General features: G+C 62.9%; 19 protein-coding genes. 8 read left to right on the top strand and 11 right to left on the bottom strand.

From position 1 onward, the window contains the following. Position 1: 1 nt before the first annotated feature. On the bottom strand, positions 2 to 1,000 hold the full coding sequence (locus ACR3FF_RS05885) for an AAA family ATPase (protein WP_458186893.1): 999 nt from the start codon (positions 998 to 1,000) through the stop codon (positions 2 to 4). A 442-nt stretch (positions 1,001 to 1,442) separates the two neighbouring features. Then, entirely contained in the window at positions 1,443 to 1,733 is a 291-nt protein-coding gene (locus ACR3FF_RS05880; RefSeq protein WP_458186891.1) for a DUF7573 domain-containing protein, read from the bottom strand. 72 nt (positions 1,734 to 1,805) lie between these two features. On the opposite strand from ACR3FF_RS05880, the gene ACR3FF_RS05875 reads away from it, so the two are divergent. Then, positions 1,806 to 2,006, top strand: coding sequence for a DUF8024 family protein (locus tag ACR3FF_RS05875; RefSeq protein ID WP_458186890.1), 201 nt, complete (start codon positions 1,806 to 1,808; stop codon positions 2,004 to 2,006). On the opposite strand, the gene ACR3FF_RS05870 is transcribed toward ACR3FF_RS05875, so the two are convergent. Genes ACR3FF_RS05870 through ACR3FF_RS05860 form a run of 3 tightly spaced genes read right to left on the bottom strand, consistent with a single transcriptional unit; the run spans position 1,969 to position 4,260 of the window. After that, positions 1,969 to 2,949 (bottom strand): 5,10-methylenetetrahydromethanopterin reductase, encoded by a 981-nt coding sequence (locus ACR3FF_RS05870; protein ID WP_458186888.1) that lies wholly within the window; start codon positions 2,947 to 2,949, stop codon positions 1,969 to 1,971. The genes ACR3FF_RS05875 and ACR3FF_RS05870 overlap by 38 nt on opposite strands. After that, the gene (locus tag ACR3FF_RS05865) at positions 2,936 to 3,697 is read right to left on the bottom strand and encodes a coenzyme F420-0:L-glutamate ligase (RefSeq protein WP_458186886.1); all 762 of its coding nucleotides are present in this window, start codon (positions 3,695 to 3,697) and stop codon (positions 2,936 to 2,938) included. Before ACR3FF_RS05865 ends, ACR3FF_RS05870 begins: the two co-directional genes overlap by 14 nt. A gap of 53 nt (positions 3,698 to 3,750) precedes the next feature. Beyond that, a complete protein-coding gene (locus tag ACR3FF_RS05860) occupies positions 3,751 to 4,260 on the bottom strand; it encodes a metallophosphoesterase family protein (RefSeq protein ID WP_458186884.1) in 510 nt (169 codons plus the stop codon). A gap of 87 nt (positions 4,261 to 4,347) precedes the next feature. Between ACR3FF_RS05860 and ACR3FF_RS05855 the strand changes: the two genes are divergently transcribed. Both ACR3FF_RS05855 and ACR3FF_RS05850 read left to right on the top strand, forming a co-directional pair. Beyond that, positions 4,348 to 5,442 carry an outer membrane protein assembly factor BamB family protein gene (locus ACR3FF_RS05855; RefSeq protein ID WP_458186883.1) on the top strand — a complete coding sequence of 365 codons (1,095 nt, stop codon included), beginning with the start codon at positions 4,348 to 4,350 and terminating at the stop codon, positions 5,440 to 5,442. A 46-nt stretch (positions 5,443 to 5,488) separates the two neighbouring features. Continuing rightward, positions 5,489 to 6,715, top strand: coding sequence for an eIF2B alpha/beta/delta subunit family protein (locus ACR3FF_RS05850; protein WP_458186881.1), 1,227 nt, complete (start codon positions 5,489 to 5,491; stop codon positions 6,713 to 6,715). A gap of 48 nt (positions 6,716 to 6,763) precedes the next feature. On the opposite strand, the gene ACR3FF_RS05845 is transcribed toward ACR3FF_RS05850, so the two are convergent. Beyond that, a complete protein-coding gene (locus ACR3FF_RS05845) occupies positions 6,764 to 7,678 on the bottom strand; it encodes a hypothetical protein (RefSeq protein ID WP_458186879.1) in 915 nt (304 codons plus the stop codon). Positions 7,679 to 8,024: 346 nt separating this feature from the next. On the opposite strand from ACR3FF_RS05845, the gene ddh reads away from it, so the two are divergent. Next, the gene (gene ddh, locus ACR3FF_RS05840; protein ID WP_458186877.1) at positions 8,025 to 8,960 is read left to right on the top strand and encodes a D-2-hydroxyacid dehydrogenase; all 936 of its coding nucleotides are present in this window, start codon (positions 8,025 to 8,027) and stop codon (positions 8,958 to 8,960) included. A 156-nt stretch (positions 8,961 to 9,116) separates the two neighbouring features. Beyond that, a complete protein-coding gene (locus tag ACR3FF_RS05835) occupies positions 9,117 to 9,503 on the top strand; it encodes a NifU family protein (protein ID WP_458186875.1) in 387 nt (128 codons plus the stop codon). A gap of 302 nt (positions 9,504 to 9,805) precedes the next feature. Here the strand turns inward: ACR3FF_RS05835 and ACR3FF_RS05830 are convergent, their stop codons facing one another. Together ACR3FF_RS05830 and ACR3FF_RS05825 are read right to left on the bottom strand one after the other, a co-directional pair. Beyond that, entirely contained in the window at positions 9,806 to 11,221 is a 1,416-nt protein-coding gene (locus ACR3FF_RS05830; protein ID WP_458186873.1) for a ribonuclease FAU-1 family protein, read from the bottom strand. Positions 11,222 to 11,358: 137 nt separating this feature from the next. Continuing rightward, positions 11,359 to 11,499 (bottom strand): hypothetical protein, encoded by a 141-nt coding sequence (locus tag ACR3FF_RS05825; protein ID WP_458186871.1) that lies wholly within the window; start codon positions 11,497 to 11,499, stop codon positions 11,359 to 11,361. Between the two features lie 161 nt (positions 11,500 to 11,660). Here ACR3FF_RS05825 and ACR3FF_RS05820 point away from each other — a divergent pair, with 161 nt between their 5' ends. Further along, a complete protein-coding gene (locus ACR3FF_RS05820) occupies positions 11,661 to 12,686 on the top strand; it encodes a PrsW family intramembrane metalloprotease (RefSeq protein ID WP_458186870.1) in 1,026 nt (341 codons plus the stop codon). 292 nt (positions 12,687 to 12,978) lie between these two features. After that, entirely contained in the window at positions 12,979 to 13,413 is a 435-nt protein-coding gene (locus tag ACR3FF_RS05815) for an ester cyclase (RefSeq protein ID WP_458186869.1), read from the top strand. Between the two features lie 48 nt (positions 13,414 to 13,461). Here the strand turns inward: ACR3FF_RS05815 and ACR3FF_RS05810 are convergent, their stop codons facing one another. Next, entirely contained in the window at positions 13,462 to 14,049 is a 588-nt protein-coding gene (locus tag ACR3FF_RS05810; RefSeq protein WP_458186868.1) for a riboflavin synthase, read from the bottom strand. A 124-nt stretch (positions 14,050 to 14,173) separates the two neighbouring features. Here ACR3FF_RS05810 and ACR3FF_RS05805 point away from each other — a divergent pair, with 124 nt between their 5' ends. Next, entirely contained in the window at positions 14,174 to 14,416 is a 243-nt protein-coding gene (locus ACR3FF_RS05805; protein ID WP_458186867.1) for a DUF7533 family protein, read from the top strand. 653 nt (positions 14,417 to 15,069) lie between these two features. On the opposite strand, the gene ACR3FF_RS05800 is transcribed toward ACR3FF_RS05805, so the two are convergent. Both ACR3FF_RS05800 and ACR3FF_RS05795 read right to left on the bottom strand, forming a co-directional pair. After that, positions 15,070 to 16,581 carry a carboxypeptidase M32 gene (locus ACR3FF_RS05800; protein WP_458186865.1) on the bottom strand — a complete coding sequence of 504 codons (1,512 nt, stop codon included), beginning with the start codon at positions 16,579 to 16,581 and terminating at the stop codon, positions 15,070 to 15,072. A gap of 91 nt (positions 16,582 to 16,672) precedes the next feature. Beyond that, on the bottom strand, positions 16,673 to 18,514 hold the full coding sequence (locus ACR3FF_RS05795) for a UvrD-helicase domain-containing protein (protein ID WP_458186863.1): 1,842 nt from the start codon (positions 18,512 to 18,514) through the stop codon (positions 16,673 to 16,675). Between the last annotated feature and the right edge of the window lie 49 nt (positions 18,515 to 18,563).

Here is an 18,563-nt window from a genome sequence, read left to right as displayed (position 1 = left end):
CTTACTCCACCGGGACGTTGTCGAGGGCGTCCTGAACGACGGACCCGCCCTCGCCACCACCCATCGTACCGGTATCGCTCCGAATTCGGTGGGGGAGCACCGTCACCGCTTCCGATTTTACGTCGTCTGGCACGACGTACTCCCGTCCTTCGAGAACCGCTCGCGCCTGTGCTGCACGGAGGAGGGCGATAGATCCGCGCGGACTCACGCCGAGTTGACTCCGGTCGCGAGTGTAGTTCGCCAGTCGGGTGACGTAATCGCGGACGGGTGGGCGGACGGTCACCTTCGAGATGGTTGCCCGCGCCCGTCGGATGTCGCTGGCGCTCGCCACCGGGTCGAGTCGCCGAATGGGGTGTTCGCCGACGATGCGCCGGAGCACCTCGGATTCGTCCTCTGGACTTGGATAGCCGAGCGAGAGTTTCTTCATGAATCGGTCCACCTCGGCGACGGGGAGTTCGTAGGCGCGGTCTTGCTCGACTGCGTTCTGCGTGGCGATGACCGTGAACGGGTCGGGAACCTCGTGGGTCGTCCCGTCGATGGTGACTTGCTCTTCTTCCATCGCTTCGAGGAGCGCGGCCTGCGTCTTCGGCGGCGCGCGGTTGATTTCGTCCGCGAGGACGACGTTGCCGAAGATGGGGCCGGGCTGGAACTCGAACTCGTTGGTCTTTTGGTTGTAGACGTTCACGCCGGTCACGTCCGACGGGAGGAGGTCGGGCGTGAACTGCACGCGTTTGAACGAACAGTCGATAGAGCGCGCCAGCGACCGGGCGAGCATGGTCTTGCCGACGCCCGGGACGTCCTCTAATAGGAGGTGGCCGCGCGCGAGAATCGTCGTCAGGATGTGTTCGGCCACGTCGTGTTTGCCGACGATGACGTGTTCGATGTTCTCGATGATTCTCTGGGCCAAATCTGCTGTATCCTCGATAGAGAGTGGGTCTGCGAACTCGTTTGTCGGTCGTTCGACGGAAGTCGGCTCGGGTTCTTTATTAGCTTCCTTCATACTGTGAATACCGCGATTAGGTCGACGGTCTGAATTTCCCTACTGGAGACGCTCTTTCCACGTCTCCATGGTTACACGTACTATAGAGGCGTACCTTTGTAACTTTTGTCGCTACCCAAAGATGTGTTCTCGTTATCGTTGAATACTTTGTGAATTGGTGGTTCCCTAATTCCGACAGGTGCTATCGCCTGTCCCCGACGATGAGTCGACCCGCGCTCCACCTCGGCTATCCGCCGAGACAGCGCCCGAAGAGCGAATTCTCACACTCACCCACTGCAGACGGGCGAACGTCGTTCGTGGTGACGAAAACGAGTTCGTCCGCGACTGCCGGGACACTCGGTGAATCCTGCTGGTCTCCCAGCGAAAACTGCCCTCGTTTTTCTCCTGTCTTCGCGTCGATGACGGCTTTCTCAAAACCTATCTTTTCGCTCCGTTGTACCTGCTACCACTCTTTGCAGTCGACACAGACCATCCCGTCCTCGTCCCGCCACCGTCTCTCGACCGACTCGCCACAGTTCGCACACGCGACACCGCCGGGCGTCCAGGCGTACGTCGCACTGGCCGGTTCGATTTCGGATACCGTCTCATCGCTCTCCCCGACCTCCGCTTTCGCCTCGTCCGGGTCCTCGCCTCTCTCTCCCGTTTCCTCCGTCTCCACGTCCATCCCGTCCGTCTCGTGGACCTCGTCGTCTCGGTCGGTGGCGAACTCGGACAGCGACCTATCCTCTGACACGTCCCCGCCTACGAAGTCGGTCGTCGTAAGCGTGACGGAGCAAACAAGTACCCGCAGTACTGACTCTCGAATATGGTAAACCTCGTCAACAACGTCGTCGAAATGATTCGTCTGTTCACCGACGTAGCCACGGCGAGTCCCGTCTCCGGACTCCTCGTGCTCGCCGGCGGGATACTCGTCGGCTTCTCGGTGCTGTTTTTCGGCTACCTCGTCCTCGGCGGCCTCGTGGCGCCACTCATCCCCGACTCGCCCGGTCGAGCGCCGCCGCAGTGAGGGCGATTGCGTTCTCGCGGTCGGGACCGAGCGGCGACCCGGCGACGAAACTGTCCGCGTACTCGGTGACACGAGCGATGCGGTCGGCCACCGTCTCCGGCGTTCCGGCGATAGAGAAGGCGTCTATCATCGCCGGCGTCACCCGCTCGAACGCCGCCGAGAACTCGCCCGATTGAATCTCTCCGCCGATTGCGCTCGCCCGCTCGTGGTCGATTCCGTGTCGCTCCAGCACCGGCTCCGCCGCACCGCCGACGACGAACGCAACGGGCGGGCGAGCAGCCTCGCGTGCGTCGTCACCGTCCTCGGCGACGCTCACGCAGGCGTGGACCGCGAAATCGAAGCTTCCGCGCTCGTCCGGTCGTTCCTCTAGCCCCTCCGCGATTCGTTCGGCGGCCCACGCGAAATCGCGGGGATGGGAGGCGTTAACCAGCGTGCCGTCGGCGTGTTTCGCGCTCATGCGAAGCATGTGTGGTCCCTGTGCGCCGACGTACACCGGAATCTCGCTCACGGAGTAGTTCAGGCCCGCGTCCCGTGCGGTGAAGGTTCCGTCGTGGGTCACCCGTTCGCCGGCCCAGAGCCGCTCCGATACCTTCATCGTCTCAAGCACGCGCCGAAGTGGACGCTCGCGGTCGATGCCGAGGTTCCGCAGGGTCGAGCGGTCGCCTGCGCCGAGTCCGCAGACCGCTCGCCCGTCGCTGACTTCGTCGAGGGTCGCGATGCGGGAGGCCAGCGTGACGGGATGGCTCTCGTAGGGGTTCACGACACCCGGCCCGAGGCGGATGTCGTCGGTCGTCTCCGCCACTCGGGAGAGCACGGTGAGGGGGTCGCGGTTGTTGTAGTGGCTGCTGGCGAACAGTGTGTCGAAGCCCTCGCGTTCTGCCCGCTCACCCAGCGCGACCAGTTCGTCGATGGGGTGTTCGGGCGTGAGTTCAATCCCCCGCAAACTCCCACCCCCGGAGTGCCTGTCGAACGAAATCGCCCTCAACCGCTCGGAACAGGTTGTCGCTCCCCTCGTGGTTGCCGAACTCCCAGTCCCGAACGACGACGACCGGCAGACTGTCGTCGCCCTCGCCGGTCACGAGGTTGGCGGCGGACGCGAGTTCGTCCACGACCGACTCGACCGTGACTTCGAGTTCGTGGCCGTCCCTGTCGCGCTCGCCGCGCCAGTCCCTGCTGGCGGGCATCCCGGCCCAGCCGATGGCGACGCCGCGCTGGCCGTGCCGGAACGGCCGGCCACAGGTGTCGGTGACGACGACCGGCACGTCCACCGAAAGGGCCTCTCGAATTCGCGCGGCGCTCTCGCTCGGCCGTTTCGGGAGCAAGAGGAGGCCGGCGTCCCCGGTGTTCGAACGGTCGATTCCCGCGTTGACGCCGATGTGGCCGAACCGCGTCGCGGTGAGCAGGAAGGGTGCTTCCATGATGATCTCCGTGCTCTCTTCGAGGACGGCCTGTGCGAACCGCGGGTCTTTCTCGTCGCCCGAGATGTCGGCGAGTCGGGCCGCAAGTTCTTCAGCGCGCGGACTCGCCGGGAAATCCGAGAGGTCGGCCGTCCGCCCCTCGGCTTTCGAGACGATGGTGCTCGCTACCAGCAGTACGTCGCCCGGTTCGAGGTCGACGCGCTCTTCGACGAGTCGGGCGATATCGTCGCCGGGTTCGACCTCCGGAATCCCCGGTACCGCGAAGACGTTCATGCTCTGGCGTTGGTGCGCTCCGATAAAAACCCGCCCGGAACGAGCAAATCAGGTCAGCTTTCGTGTGTCTGGACGGTCAGGGTACCGTCGTCGACGGTCGCTCTGAGCATCGTCGCCTTCTGGGCCGGGGCCGAACCGGTCGCACTTCCCGGATTGAGCACGCGAACGCCGTCAATTACTTCGTCCATCACCGCGTGCGTGTGGCCGGCGACGCCGACCGCAGTTCCGCCCGACGACCCACCGACCGTCTCTCGAACCGTCTCCACCACTCGCTCTCGATACCCCTGTTTCGGTCCCGTTCCGTGGGTCACGACGAACGTGACGCCGTCGATTTCCACCGTCGCCACCTCGGGAAGTCCCAGCGAGCGCGGGTCGGTATTTCCGGCGACTGCGGTGAGATTCCCGTCCGTCAGTTCGGACACCGACGCCAGCGCGTCGCCCGAGTCGAAATCTCCCGCGTGAATCGTGTGGTCTGCGCGCTGGATTCTGGTTCGAACCCAGTCGGGGATTCGACGCTCGCGCGAGGGGATGTGCGTATCGCTGATGATGGCGACCCGGAGCATAGTCGCCGGTTCGACCCGCTGATAGAAAAACGTTCGATGGGTACCCTCACCCGGAACGTTTTTTTGCTCGCTTTCGAAGACACACGTATGAACAGTCGCTCCCGCCGTGATTTTCTCCGTACCGCTGGCGTCGGGTTGATGGTGGCTGGGAGCGGTTGCAGTATCATCCAGGGAAGCTCTCGGTGGACTGTAGAGCTAGACGGGATGCTCTCCCCCGTCTCAGCCCCGTACGACGGTGGATTCGTCGTCGGGAACACGCGCTCTACCGACACCGAACTCGGAACCGTCTCGTTCGACGGCACGTACGAGCGAGTGACGAACCTCCCGCGAACCACTACGTCTCCGGTCGTCTACGAGAACACGGCGTACATCGAAGCCAACGGCGTCGTCTGCGAGGCCTCAATGGACGCGAACGACTTCGAGCGACTCGACACCGAACATCTCTCGTTCAGTTGGTTCCCGCCGGTCGTCGCCGACTCCCGTATGTTCATCGCGGGGTACAGCGGTCGTGTCCAGCAATTCGGTCTGTTCGCGCTCGATTTGACCGACCGCCGAGTCGCGTGGCGACGACCCTTCGGCGAGACGCCGACCACCGTCGCTACCGACGGTGAGAACGTGTTCGTCAGCACCGAGAAGGGGACCGTCCGGGCGTACTCCGCGGACGGTGACCTCCGTTGGACGCACTCGACGAGCAAGAACGCCTACCTGACCTGCGACGACGGCGTCGTCTTCGTCACGTCGAACGACGGTGTGTCGGCGCTCTCGCCCGACGGACGCACGCGCTGGCACGCGAACGTCGACGGAACCGCCACGTCGATGCCAGTCGTGACGAAATCGTCTGCGTACGCGGTGCTGTCGCTCTACGGAGACGGCGAGCACTCGTCGATGGCGACCGACCCTCGATTGGTGGCGTACGGTCGGAAGAACGGGAACGAACGGTGGCGAGAGCAGTTGCCCGGTAGCGTCTCCGTCTCCCCATCGGCGATAGACGGTGCGGTTGCCGTCGGAACCATCGGGACCGAGGGGGATTCGGACGCGGATTACCTCTCGGTGTACGACGAGAGTGGCGAACGTCGACACCGGTACGCGATAGACGGGGGTATCCGGATGCGCCCGATTCTCCGGAACGGGATGGTCGTCGTCGGAAGTTTCGACGGCGTCATCGAAGCGTACGAACGCTAACTCCTCGCCCCACAGGTTCAACTCGCACCGGACCCACACGACTCTCATGGACGAAACCCACGTCGTCACCTGCTTCCTTCGCAATCGAGGGGACGTGCTTTTGCTCCGGCGAAGCGAGGACGTCGGGTCGTATTCGGGTCAGTGGGGCGGGGTCGCCGGCCACGCAGAGGACGACCCCGACGCTCTGGCACGGGAGGAAATCGAAGAGGAAACCGGACTGCTTGACGCTTGCACGTTCGTTCGGTCGGGCGATTCGTTCGAGGTGGTAGACGAGTCGCTCGGCAAGCGCTGGGTCGTCCACCCCTTCCTGTTCGACTGTGCGAGTCGGGACGTGGCGACGGACTGGGAGACGACCGAGGTGGCGTGGATGCCGCCGACCGAGATTCTACGCCGGGAAACGGTCCCCGGCCTCTGGACGTCCTACGAACGGATCGCACCGACCGTGGAGTCGGTCGCCGAAGACGAGGAACACGGCTCCGCGTACGTCTCGGTTCGGGCGCTAGAAGTCCTCCGCGACCAGGCCGGTGTGCTCGCGGTCCGTGAAGGGACGTGGGACGATTCGATGGCGACCGCGAACGACCTGCTCGACGCCCGCCCGAGTATGGCCGCGCTGGCGAACCGAGTCAACCGTGCGATGGCCGGGACGAACTCTCTCGCCACGGTCGAACAGGCGGCCATCGACGGTATCGAACGTTCCTACCGAGTCGACGAGGAGGCCGCCGAACACGCCCGTGAGCACCTCGCCGACGCCACGGTGCTCACCCTCTCACGCTCGGGAACGGTGCTCGACGCGCTCCGCGCCGCAGACCGCGTTTTCGTCGCGGAATCGCGCCCCGCCTGCGAGGGGGTCGGCGTCGCGGAAGCCCTCGCCACGACGACGAACGTGACGCTTCACACCGACGCCGCGATGGCGCACGTGCTGGCGACCGAGGAGGTCGACAGCGTCGTCGTCGGCGCAGACTCGGTGCTCCCCAGCGGTGACGTGGTGAACAAAACCGGAACGCGGGCGGCGGCGCTGGCGGCGACGTACGAGGGCGTGCCGGTGGTCGTCGTCACCGCGACCGACAAAGTACGAACCGACGACGACCCGACGTTGGAATCGGGCGGGCCGGCCACGGTGTACGACGGGGATGCGGACGTTTCGGTCTCGAATCCGACGTTCGACGTGACGCCCGCCGAAACGGTCTCCGGGTACGTCACGGAGCGCGGTATTCTCGGACGCGGAGAGATAGCGGACGTCGCCGAGGAACTGCGGTCGCTGGCGGAGTGGTAGAACGCGAGGGAAAGTGGGTCCGCCGGTCTTCGAACGTTCGCGGCGTCGTTACAGGTCGAGCCACGAGTACACGTACGCGGACATACTCGGCCCCACGACGAGGATGCCGCCGGTACAGACCACCAGCAGCGCCAGGATATCTCCGAGCGTCCACCGGTTCTTCGGTTCGTCGCTCCCGGGAAGTGGCACGTTGCCGCCGTGTTTCCCCGTGTCCGAACCGCCGCCCGAGCCGTTCGGGGCCGTCGTTCCGTCTGTCGATGACTCCGGTTCCGAGGTCTTCTCCGTCGCCGTGTTCGTTCCGGTTCTCGAGGTCGTTCCCGTCTCCGTGGTCGTTTCCGTCGCTACCGCCGTTCCCGGTGCTGCCGTCGTCCCCGTCGCCGTCGTAGTGGTAGTTTGCCTCGGTGCCGCCGTCGATGGTGGCGACGTCGTGGACCGGGTCTCGGTAGTGGTCGTGCCCTCTTCTGTGGTGGTCGTCGTAGTCGGCGTCGCGGTGGTGGTGGTAGTCGGTGTGGTAGTCGTAGTTGTAGTGGTGGTCGTCGGCGGCGTAGCAGTGGTGGTCTGTGTCGTCGTGGTGGTGGTCGTCGTTCGATTTTGATCACAGTCTGGATACAGCGGATTTTCGTACCGGTTCTGGTCGTTACCGGTGGCGATGGTGATCGCCACCAGCGGCTCTCCGCTATAGTTTCCAGTGCCACGGACGGTGTGTGTCCCCGGTGTGAGCACCTGCTGTTCACGACCGTCGGGGAAGTGCAGAATCGCGGTGACCGACGTGTTCGTGTCGACCGTCGCCTCGTAGCACTGGAACGTCACGGTCGTTTCCTCTCCGCTCGTCGTCGGTGGCGGTACTCGTGCGTCGCCGGTACTACTTGCGTACGGGCCGAGACTTCCGGCGAGAAGAAGTCCCGCGACGAATGCGAGCGTCAGCAATCGGGTCGGTGGGGGGTGCACGCGGAGTGGAGCCATGGGTCACCGTCCACCGATAGCTCCTTTCGGTTAAAAATCGTTCCGAATTTCTCAAAGATACTTAAAAAATAGACTGGTATTGTAGCTATATATTTCAGCACGAGGTAATATCTTCGACGGTTGCCGAACTCTACCAGTGGGGGTCGAGAGCGTCTCGATGGTGAACGTCACTCCGCGCCGGTGCTCGATTTGACCGACTGCACGCAAGAGTCAAACCGTTCGGGTGGCTACTCTCGGCCGGGCGGCGGTGACGAATGTTACCCCCTCCGAGCCCCTTGTGACGAGGATTTTACCCGAGCCGCCCCGTTCCGAAGATTCATTCCGGAGCCACGGGTACACCCCCTCGATGCAAATTTCCCACCTCGGAATCCACAAGTCGGTCGGAGCAGTCTTTCCCCCCGAGCAACTCCGCGACGCACTCTCGTCTCTCGACGTTCCAGTGGTCGTCGTGAGCGACGACCCCGAGGACCTCGGCGAGTGTGATGCCGTGGTCACGTTCGGCTACAGCGAGGAGTTCCTCGATTCGGACCTTCGGTGGATTCACTCGATTCAGGCGGGTTACGACCGCTTTCCGCTCGATGCTCTCGAGTCGGAAGGTATCGTTCTGACGAACAGCACGGGTATCCACGGCACCAGCGTCGGCGAGACGGTGCTCGGCATGATGCTCTCGTACGCCCGCCGCTTGCATGTCCACGCTCGACACCAGGCGGACCACGAGTGGCACCGCCCCGAGTGGGACGAACCGTTCACGCTCCAGGGCGAATCGCTGTGTGTCGTGGGCCTCGGTACCCTCGGACGGGGTATCGCGAAACGGGCGGACGCCATCGGGATGGACGTCACTGGTGTCCGGCGCTCGGCCGAATCGGTGCCACACGTCCGCGAGGTGTACCCCAACGACGACTTGCACGAAGCTATCGCAGACGCCCGGTTCGTCGCGCTCGCGACGCCACTCACGGACGAGACGCGGGGGCTGATGGGCGAAGCCGAGTTCGCCGCCATGCGCGAGGACGCCTTCTTCGTCAACGTGGCTCGCGGCAAGTGCGTCGACGAAACCGCCCTCGTTTCGGCGTTAGAGGCGGATGACATCGCGGGTGCGGCCCTCGACGTGTTCGAGGAGGAACCGCTCGCGGAGGAGTCACTGCTCTGGGATATGGAGGACGTAATCGTAACTCCCCACGCGGCGGCGGCGGAAGTCGATTACTACCGGCACATCGCGGAACTGGTGCGGGAGAACGTCCACCACGCCGACGCCGACGAAGACCTCGTCAACCGGGTCGTCTGAGCGGGGATTTCGGCGGTCGAACGGGCGGCGGCGGTCGGGAGCCACCGAGGCGAGTCGAAACTGTTGCAGCGTCGATTCGCCGACACTGACGTCGTCGCTCCACGGCCATCGAGCGAACCCCAACATTCCCGTACCTCCAGTGCCAACGTCCACCCGATGACAGAGACCAGCGAGACGAAAACCACGGACGAAGCGGACGAGTTCAAATCGCGGGTCGAACGCTGGCTCAGCGCCCAGATGCCCATCATCCAGATGCACGGCGGGACGAGCGCGGTTCGGAAAGCAGACCCCGACGACGGTGAGGTCATCATCGAACTCGGCGGTACCTGTAGCGGCTGTGCCATCAGTTCCGTCACGTCCCAGAACATCGAAGTCGACCTTCTGAAGCAGTTCGACGAGATAGAGGACGTCACCGTTCGCGTTCCAGACGACGGTACGAGTGGCTGGAAGACCGACCAGGCCGAGAGCGTGATGGGCATCGACCGAAGCGAGGGTGGACGGGGCGGAAAGATGGGCACTTCGTCCGACAACGAACACTTCTAGAACCGACCTTTTACGACGGTCGAGGGGTCTCGCTCGCGCGTGACGGCACGCGAGCGAAACCCGTCTCCTTCACGGGCGAAGCCCGTGCCGGAGAGACGGCTTTGCCGTCTCGCATTCCCTGTAAAAGCTCGATCAAAAGCACCGGAAGACGTTCCTGCTCGCTGACGCTCCGCGGGCGTGCTACTTCCGAGCCATTCGCTCGCGTCGCTCACGAAGACACTCCTCGCTCCTTCGACTCGCGGTACGTGTGCTAGCTCCTGGTGGTTGTGTCACACGCCGAAAATCGTGCCCTTTCGCTTCTACTACTTCTTCAAGACCGTCTCCACGCTCGCCGCCACGCTCCGGGCTTTCTCGGCTAGTTCCTGGGAGACGTGCCCCGCTTCCACCGTCGAGTCCAGTTCGTCGTCGTCCACTCGCTCGACGCTCCCGTCCGGGCGCTTCACGACGTCGACGTGCAGGTCCACGTAACGCACGGACCGGGGGAACAACTCGACCGGCGTACAGACGTTGACGTAGGTGCCCTTCGAGTCGCCGTCCTCGCTCCGGTAGGCGGTGGGGTACCACCACCGCCCTTCGCGGAACTTCGTGATGGCGACGTCGCCCACCTCGCGGTCGGTGCCGAGGGCGTCGTAGGTGCCACCACCCTGCATCTCGCGGCGGACGGTGTACTTTCCGGACTCGGGGTCGATGTCGGCCACATCGCCCTTTCCGAGCGAGAAACAGCGTCCGTCCGGCTTCCCGTGGTTGATGAACACCTTGCCGTCCTCCTCCGGGCCGAACTGTCTGAGGGTCGGTCCGGTCGGAAATTCGTCGTCGGGGTCGTAGAGGTCCTCCGCGAAATCGACCGCCGCGCTCGCCGACTCGTCTGCGGCTTTGATTCGATGGTGGCCGGGGATAGTGGTCGTGACCTCCCCTCGGAGGTCGTCCAGTTCGAATCGGGACTCCCTGCCGAACCAGAGCCACGCCGTCGCTTCGGGTGCGGCGACGGTTCGCGGGTGGTCGATTTCTCCACCCCGGTCGTCCGCCAGCGCGTCGTCGATGGCGTCGGCCCGTTCGACGGCCCGAGAGAGTGCGGCGTCCATCTCGCCGATGTCGGCGTCGGTCGCGGCGTGCTCCCAGCGGACGCCCCACCCGTCGGGCACGTCCGTCGGGAGCATCTCGGTCGTTCGCGCGAGTTCGCGTCTACTGGCGTCGTCGGGTGCACTCGCTACGACGCGGTCGACGCCCTTCGAGAGGCTAGCGACGCCGCCGAACACTTGCACGTCCGTCCCCAGGAGCGGTCGGTCGCGCGCCCAGGGCGGCGCGGGGTCGTGGACCTGCACGCGCACGTCGTCGCCTTCGTCGATTTTGCGGTCGACTTTCCCGTAGGGGAGAAAGCCGTCGCGGTCACCGAGAGTTACGACCGCGCCGCTTCCGAGCGTCTCATCGACGACGCCGTCGAAGAGCGCACCTCTGGCGGCGGTGTCGTCCCAGTGGAAGGCGTCGACGCCGACGTCGACGAGTCGCGTCGAGATGTCGGCCACGGTTTGCGGGTCGCCGACGATTCCGACGCCCTGTCTGTCGTCGGTCGTCTCGACGGTCGTGGCGTACTCGCCGGTCTCGAACTCACGGTCGAATCGACGCTGGATGGGTGGCGACGCCTGTACCACGTCAAACTCGTCGGCGAGGAGATGCGTGAGAGCCGTGGTGTAGATTCCACGGACGCGAACCCGACTCATCGGCGGGCACGAGGTTGGCGGTTGTCGGTCGACGGACGAGCGTTCGTTGGCATACCACCCGGTTGGGGTCGACGGGATTTTAGCGTGACGAGGTGGTCGTCGGTGAAAACGAAGCCAGCACTCGAAAAATGGCGACGTCAGTCGTCTGCCGGGACGGTGCCGGTCCAGTTCGCGTCGGCTCCGGGGGTGATTCGTTCGTCTGTCGATTCCGTCGATTCTTCGTCGACTGGTGTGTTATTGTCGTCTCGTACTGTTTTTTCCGGTGGTGCCGAGTACAAAATTCCTCGGCTTCGGCTCTTTGGCGACATCTTGTGTCACGGTTGGCCTGTTCCCGGTAATAAACGCACCCCTACAGGAGTACATGTTATATATATTCGTATTAGGTGTATAAAGTCACCGTCTCCGAACGATTTACTCCTCGCCCGTTCGATGACGGAGTATGGACGAGCAACGCGACCCAGTCTCGCGTGGGATAGACGACTCGGTCGACCTCTACGGTATCTCGACGTGGGAAGAACGGACGCGACTGGACTGGTTTGCGAGGAAACTGTACGGAACCATTGTGGCGACCGCGCGGGTAGTCGTCATCCTGCTGGCACTGGCGATTCTCCTCGTGCAGTTCGCGCTCGGTGGACTGGCGGCGGCGACCGACCCGTGGGTCGGAACGTTCATCCTCCTCTCTGTCGTCCCCGCGTTCGCGCTGGCAGCCTACATCTGGTACGCCGACGTGACGATGTCCGAACCCCTCCCGCTTCTCGTCGGCACCTTCCTGCTCGGCGTATTGTTCGCCGGGTTCGCGGCGGTGTTCAACTCGTATACGGAGCCACTGTTCCGGAACATCCCGGTCGTCGGCATGGTGTTTTTCTTCTACATCATCGTCGCCCCCATCGAGGAGACGGTAAAGTGGCTGGCGGTGCGTCTCTACGCGTTCCGCAGTCCTCGTTTCGACGCCGTCATAGACGGTGCGGTGTACGGCGCGATGGCTGGACTCGGCTTCGCGACCATCGAGAATGCCATCTACATCAGCCAGGAGTTTCTGAGTTCGGGGGGAACCGACCAGTTCCTGCGGGCGGGACAAACGGCCGTCTTCCGGCTGTTCGCCGGGCCGGGGCACGTCATCTACTCCGCGTTCGCTGGCTACTATCTCGGACTGGCGAAGTTCAACCGTGAGAACGCCGGACCGATCGTCGTCAAGGGGTTGCTCATCGCGGCGTTCATCCACGCGACGTACAACTCGCTCGTCGGTTTCGTGCCCGCCCTCGTCTCGACGTTCTTCCCCACCGTCTCGACCGCGATGGCGTACATCGCTTTCGTGTTGGTCTACGACGGCTTCTTCGGCTACCTGCTCTACCGAAAAATCGCCCGCTACCGCAGACTGTACGACCGGGCGGACCAACAGGAGCCAGTGGCGCTCGACGACGAAGGACAGCCATCGGACGACACGGTCGACGTGAAATCGGAGTAGTTTCGCCGTACTCCCCGCCATACAGTCGTTTCACACTTCGTCGGACACCCGAAGTCTAGCGTCCGTTTCGTACTCTACCGTCTCACACTCTATCCTACGATACGTCTATCGTGACCGGTGTCGAAGCTAGTAGTAGCGTCTCCAAGCAGAAGGCGACGGAACGAAGGAGACGAGAAAGGGATGAGGAGGCAAAGAGCGAGACGGGAGGAGCGGGCGACACGAGGGGTGAGCAAACGGTAGCGAGGAGACGAGAAGAAATGGGGAGGTGTCGGGGAGACGCTATGGGGGTACGATGGCAACAGTATCAATCGAGGAGAAAAAGCGCCTCGCGCGCCACATTCCGGAAGATGTGGCCACCGAACGGAACTTCGACCTCGTCGAAGAGGTGTGCGCCGAGGACTGTATCGAACACGGTGCGTTCGGGGAACGAACCGAAGGGAGAGACGCGAACCTAGAGCGACTCCGGAATCTTCTCGATGCGTTCCCGGACTTCGAGGCGACGGTCGAGGACATCGTCGCCGAAGACGACGAAGTCGCAATGCGCGTGACGCTCCGGGGCACGCACGAGGGCGAGTTCATGGGAATCGAGCCGACCGGAAACTCGTTCGAAGTGCAGAACATGGTCTTCACCCGTATCGAAGACGGCAAGATAGTCGAGCGATGGACGCAACCCGACACGTTGGGGATGTTCCAGCAACTCGGCATCGCCGAGTCACCGATGGACTGACGCCCCGAATCAGTCTTCCGGTCTTTCGGTTTTCGTTTGGGTATCGAACTACTCCACGAGCAGTCGTTCCGCGTACTTGGCGAGCACGTCCACTTCGAGGTGGACGGGGTCGCCCGGTTCTTTCTCCGAGAGGTTCGTCAAATCGCGCGTCGTCGGGATGATGGCGACCGTGAAGGTGGTCTCGTCTCGTTCGGCAACAGTGAGGCTGATGCCGTCCAGGGCGACCGACCCCTTGTCGACGATGTACTGGCCGTAGCCCTCTGGAATGGCGAACTCGTACTCCCAGTCCTCGCCGACCTGTCGCACGTCCACGACCTGGGTCGTCGTATCGACGTGTCCCTGGACGAAGTGGCCGTCGAGACGCGCGTCCGCTCGAAGCGCGCGTTCGAGGTTGACGGCGTCTCCCACCTCGACCTCACCGAGGTAGGTCTTCGCGACCGTCTCGCTCGCCAGAAACACTTCGAACGTCTCGTCGTCGAACCGCTCGACGGTCAGGCAGGCCCCGTTGACGCTGATGCTCGCGCCATGCTCGACGTCCGAGAGCGCCTCCTCCGCCGCTATCGTGAGTCGGCGGCCACCCTCCGTCTCCTCGACGTGGCGTACCTCGCCGGCCTCTACAACAATTCCGGTAAACATAACGGAACTGTGACGCCGGGCGGTTGAAAACCGTTCCGAATCGTCCGGGTCGTCCGAGTCGGCCGTTCCGAATCAGCGGCGTCGTGGCGGCGCACTTTTGGTCGGTGGCCGGCTACGGAGGGGCATGAAACTGGGCATCCTCGACACCGTGAGTCTGGCGGCGACGCTGGTCTTCGCCATCCCCATCGCTCTGTTCGGCATCGAACGCCTGCTCGCGGGCCAGACCCTCCTCGGCGGCGCGTTCGTCGTCGTCGCCGCGTTGATGGTCGTCCTCCGCGAGTGGCTGACCACCCCGACTGACATCCCGGTCAGTGCGGTCCAGAAAGTCGTCGGGAAGGTCGCGAAGACCGAGGACGAAAAGGAGTGACCACGTGAACGGCTGTACTGAAACGTACTGTTTTGTACTATCAATGTGGAGCTGGACTTTTTCGGGATAGTTCCGGCTGCTACGTCGTTTCTCGAAATAGTTTTTGGGGTGTTTCGTTTGCTGTTGCTTGAGCCTCGTCACGCCTGCGGAAGAGAGAAGCTTTTCCGCGGCCGAGGAAATCTTCGATTTCCCCCAGCCCTCACTCACTCAGTCGCTCGCCCGTTGCCACCAGGCCGCAGAGGCCGGGTGGGCGAGGCCCACCCGGCCAAGCCTAAGCCGACCAGCCGCTTTCGTCGGTTGGCCGTCTTCCGAATCTCACGGAAAGTCAACCAGCCAACCCACGAGGGCAGGCCGACCAGTCGATGTTCGATTCTCGCCAATCGGCCGCTGTGCTGTTTCATCCACAGCCACCAATCACTATGCCAGCATCTCAGAGGGTGTCATACAATAGTTCTCAATCGATATTATCCACGATCTTAATCTTGGATAAAACAGATGACTGGTGGAACCACTGGATTACAAGTGAAATGAGGACCGTATAATTGCTGGGTAGTGGGTGTGAGACGTATTCTATGACACGCTCTCTCATCCAACACCTCGAAGAAAAACAGAGCCAGAAATAAATCGAATTACTCTAAATCCCCGAACAGAACTTAGTCGAGGTCGTAGATTTCAGAGTACTTCTCGGTGACGTACTCCAGGAAGTAGTCGGCGGTCAGCGGTTCGCCGGTCGCTTGCTCGATGAGTTGGTCGGTGGTGTACTTCTGGCCCTGTTCGTGGATGTTCTCGGTCAGCCACTCGCGGATGGGGTCGAAGTCGCCCTCGCGGATGAGCGCCGTCGGGTCGTCCAGTTCCTCCTCGATGGTCGCCCACAACTGGGCGGCGAAGACGCTACCCACGGTGTAGTTCTGGAAGCCGCCGAACCGACTGGTCCAGTGGATGTCCTGGAGACAGCCCTCCGAGTCGGTCTCGGGGGCGACGCCGAGGTACTCGTCCATCAACTCGTTCCAGCGGGCGGGGATGTCGTCCACGTCGAGGTGGCCGGAGACGTACTCCTGTTCGATCTCCGACCGCAGGATGATGTGCATGTGGTACGTGAGTTCGTCCGCCTCGACGCGAATCAGGTTGTCCGTGAACACCTGGTTGACCGCCTCGTAGGCTTCGTCTACGTTCACGTCTTCGGTCTCCGGGAACCGGTCGTGCATCTTCGGCAGGAACAGTTCCCAGAAGGCCTTCGTCCGGCCGACGTGGTTCTCCCAGAACCGCGACTGGGACTCGTGGATGCCCGAACTGCGCGACTCGCCGAGCGGGGTGCCGTAGGCGTCGTCGCGCAGGCCGAGCTGGTAGGTGGCGTGTCCGAACTCGTGAATCGTCGCGGTGAGCGAGTCGATGGGGTCGGTCTCGTTGTACCGCGTCGTCACCCGCGCGTCGAACTGCGTGCCGGACATGAACGGGTGCGGCGCGGTGTCGAGGCGACCCCGGTTCCAGTCGTAGCCCAGCGTATCGAGGGCGTCTCGGCAGAGGTCTTCCTGCGTCTCGGCGTCGAAGGTGCCCTCGAAGGCGTCGTCCGCGATGTCTGCACCGTTCTCCTCGATGTCCTCGATGAGCGGAACCAGTCCCTCGCGGAGTTCGTCGAAGATTTGCTCCACGGTGTCGAGCGAGAGGTAGGGTTCGCCCTCCTCGAACATGACCTCGTAGGGGTCTCTGTCGGGGTCGATGTGCTCTGCGCGTTTGGTGTGGAGTTCACGCAGTCGGTCGAGGTAGGGTTCGAACGTCTCGAACTCGTCTTCGGCTTTCGCCTCCTGCCAGGCCTGCTGGGCCTCACTTATCGTCTCGGTGAGCTCCTCAACGAGTTCGCCGGGCACGTCCACCGCTCGGTCGTACTCTCGGCGGATCTCTCGAACGACGGCGGCCTGTTCGTCGTCCAGTTCCTCGTCTTCGAGTTCGTCGAGCAGTTCGCCCGTGCGCTCGTCGGTGAGCAGTTCGTGTTGAATCGACTGGAGCGCAGACAGCTGTTTCGAGCGCGCAGGGGTCCCTCCCTCTGGCATCTTCGTCTGCTGGTCCCAGTAGAGCACCATCCCCGCTTTCCCGACGTTCGAGATACGTTTCACTCGGTCGAGCAGTTCGGCGTACCGAGATTCCGATTCGTGTTCGGCAGTTGCCATGCGAATTGATTGCTTCGTGAAACGGTATCAATGCACGGGTATCGGAAAACGGGAGACGACCGACGAACGAGGTTCGATAGCGTCGCCTCGACTACTCCGCTTCGACTTTCTCGCCGAGGATGTCTTCGACCGACTTCTCGTTCGGTTCGTTGAACAGCAGCACGTCGAGTTTGAGCGTCGGCGCGCCGCTGACGAGGTTCTCCATGAGCACGAGACGCTCGCGGGCACGACTCATCCCGACGTAGAAGACCCGCCGCTCGTTGTCGGTGAGGATGGGAACGGGGTCGGTTCCGGCGGTGAACTTCCCTTCTATCGGAACGTCGATGCCCTCGTTTTCGACCGTCGCCGCCATCTGTTCGACGACTTTCTCGGTGAGGTCGGTCGCCACGAACACGTGGTCTGCCTCGCGACCTTTCGCGCTGTGGATGGTGCCGATGCGGAGGCGGTCGCGTTCCATTCCCCGGTATTTCCCCTTGAAGTAGGCGTCCATGGAGCGTTTCTGATAGCTCGTGACCTTCCTGACCATGTCGGACGCCGACTTCGGGCCGGGCATGAACGGCGCGAAGTTCCGCACGAAGTCGGCGTCGAACGAGAGTTCGGTGAGGTCGTCGACGCCCCCCTTTTCTTTCCGTTCGTCGATGGCGTCGAACATCTCGTCGCGCTCGTTCGTCCCGAACGTGGAGTCAGCGAGCATGTCGGCGAGTCTGCGGGCTTGCAGTCCGTCGATGGGTTCGTCGGCCTCTATCTGCTCGACTGCGTCCACGTACTGGTTCAGTCGGTCGGTCCACATCCGCTGGTCGGTGAGCGTCTGGAACGGGATTCCCTCGTCGATGAACTCGTCGACGAACCGGAACATCTGGTAGCGGGCGCGGAACAACACCATCACGGTACCGTCGAACTCGCGGATGGTGTAGCGGACGTTCCGCACGAGGTCCAGCATCGAGGGGTTCTCGACGGCCTCCACGACACCGCCTTCCTTGCGCGGTTTGAGGTTCTTCTCCTGTCGTTCCTCGATGTGCGTGACCTCCTGCTGGACGACTTTGAGGACGCGAGAGGGGAGTCGATGCGAGGTGTCGAGAATCACGTCTTCGCCACCCTCGCCGAGCAGCAGTTTCGGGTCTGCACCTTGCCACGCGTAGACCACCTGGTCGTCGTCACCCGCAATGAGAACGCTTTTCATGTGGGGTTTCCACCCCTCGTAGATGTCGAACTGCAGTTGGGTGATGTCCTGAAACTCGTCGATGATGAGATAATCGACGCTCGGCAGGAGCGAGCGCTGTTTCACCCGTTCGAGCATATCGGCGAAACCGACGAGTCCTTCGTCACCCTTGTACTTTCGCCACGCTCGGATGGCCTCGGGAACGTCGAACCGGTCGTCGCTACTGGGCCACGTCGGGGTGTACTTGTTGCCCTCCTGTGCGTTCGGGTCGATGTCCGGAGGCAGGCGGACCGTCTCTACGTCCCACTGGAAGGGAACGTCGTACCAGTCGGCGACCTGTCTGCGGGTTCGCTGGAGCCACTGCGAGGTGGCGATTATCTTGTTGCCGAGCGTGGTTGAGCGTGCGGTTCGACGGCCAGAGCCGCTGTACTCGTCTTCGTACTCCAGTCCGTACTCCTCACAGAACTCCTCTTTGTGCTTCTCGCCTACGACGTCGCCACGAGAGAGATTCAGTAGTTCGTAGGCTTTCGCGTGCATCGTACAGACGTTGCCCTGCAACGAACGCGGGTCGACGTCGAGTCGCTCAGCGAGTCGGTCACGAACTTCGTTCGCGGCGGCACGGGTGTACGAGACGACGAGGATGTCGTTTACTGTAACACCGTCCTCGGCGAGAATATCTTCGACTCTGTCCAATAGTTCGGTCGTCTTCCCGCTTCCCGGTCCACCGAACAACCGGGTTACTTTCGCGTCAGTCTCCGCCGTTGGTACGGTCATTACACCATCACAGGGGCCGGTAACGTATAAAACGACGTGAATCGAATTC

The sequence above is a fragment of the Haladaptatus ordinarius genome (assembly GCF_054177595.1).
This window is presented reverse-complemented; position numbering and strand designations above follow the sequence as displayed.

Bases quoted from the DNA above. Each gene is read 5' to 3' on its own strand.
- ACR3FF_RS05820 (WP_458186870.1), top strand. From the start codon at position 11,661: ATGGACGAGCAACGCGACCCAGTCTCGCGTGGGATAGACGACTCGGTC.
- ACR3FF_RS05855 (WP_458186883.1), top strand. From the start codon at position 4,348: ATGAACAGTCGCTCCCGCCGTGATTTTCTCCGTACCGCTGGCGTCGGG.
- ACR3FF_RS05805 (WP_458186867.1), top strand. From the start codon at position 14,174: ATGAAACTGGGCATCCTCGACACCGTGAGTCTGGCGGCGACGCTGGTC.
- ACR3FF_RS05860 (WP_458186884.1), bottom strand. From the start codon at position 4,260: ATGCTCCGGGTCGCCATCATCAGCGATACGCACATCCCCTCGCGCGAG.
- ddh (WP_458186877.1), top strand. From the start codon at position 8,025: ATGCAAATTTCCCACCTCGGAATCCACAAGTCGGTCGGAGCAGTCTTT.
- ACR3FF_RS05885 (WP_458186893.1), bottom strand. From the start codon at position 1,000: ATGAAGGAAGCTAATAAAGAACCCGAGCCGACTTCCGTCGAACGACCG.
- ACR3FF_RS05850 (WP_458186881.1), top strand. From the start codon at position 5,489: ATGGACGAAACCCACGTCGTCACCTGCTTCCTTCGCAATCGAGGGGAC.
- ACR3FF_RS05875 (WP_458186890.1), top strand. From the start codon at position 1,806: ATGGTAAACCTCGTCAACAACGTCGTCGAAATGATTCGTCTGTTCACC.
- ACR3FF_RS05795 (WP_458186863.1), bottom strand. From the start codon at position 18,514: ATGACCGTACCAACGGCGGAGACTGACGCGAAAGTAACCCGGTTGTTC.
- ACR3FF_RS05800 (WP_458186865.1), bottom strand. From the start codon at position 16,581: ATGGCAACTGCCGAACACGAATCGGAATCTCGGTACGCCGAACTGCTC.
- ACR3FF_RS05810 (WP_458186868.1), bottom strand. From the start codon at position 14,049: ATGTTTACCGGAATTGTTGTAGAGGCCGGCGAGGTACGCCACGTCGAG.
- ACR3FF_RS05845 (WP_458186879.1), bottom strand. From the start codon at position 7,678: ATGGCTCCACTCCGCGTGCACCCCCCACCGACCCGATTGCTGACGCTC.
- ACR3FF_RS05830 (WP_458186873.1), bottom strand. From the start codon at position 11,221: ATGAGTCGGGTTCGCGTCCGTGGAATCTACACCACGGCTCTCACGCAT.
- ACR3FF_RS05835 (WP_458186875.1), top strand. From the start codon at position 9,117: ATGACAGAGACCAGCGAGACGAAAACCACGGACGAAGCGGACGAGTTC.
- ACR3FF_RS05815 (WP_458186869.1), top strand. From the start codon at position 12,979: ATGGCAACAGTATCAATCGAGGAGAAAAAGCGCCTCGCGCGCCACATT.
- ACR3FF_RS05865 (WP_458186886.1), bottom strand. From the start codon at position 3,697: ATGAACGTCTTCGCGGTACCGGGGATTCCGGAGGTCGAACCCGGCGAC.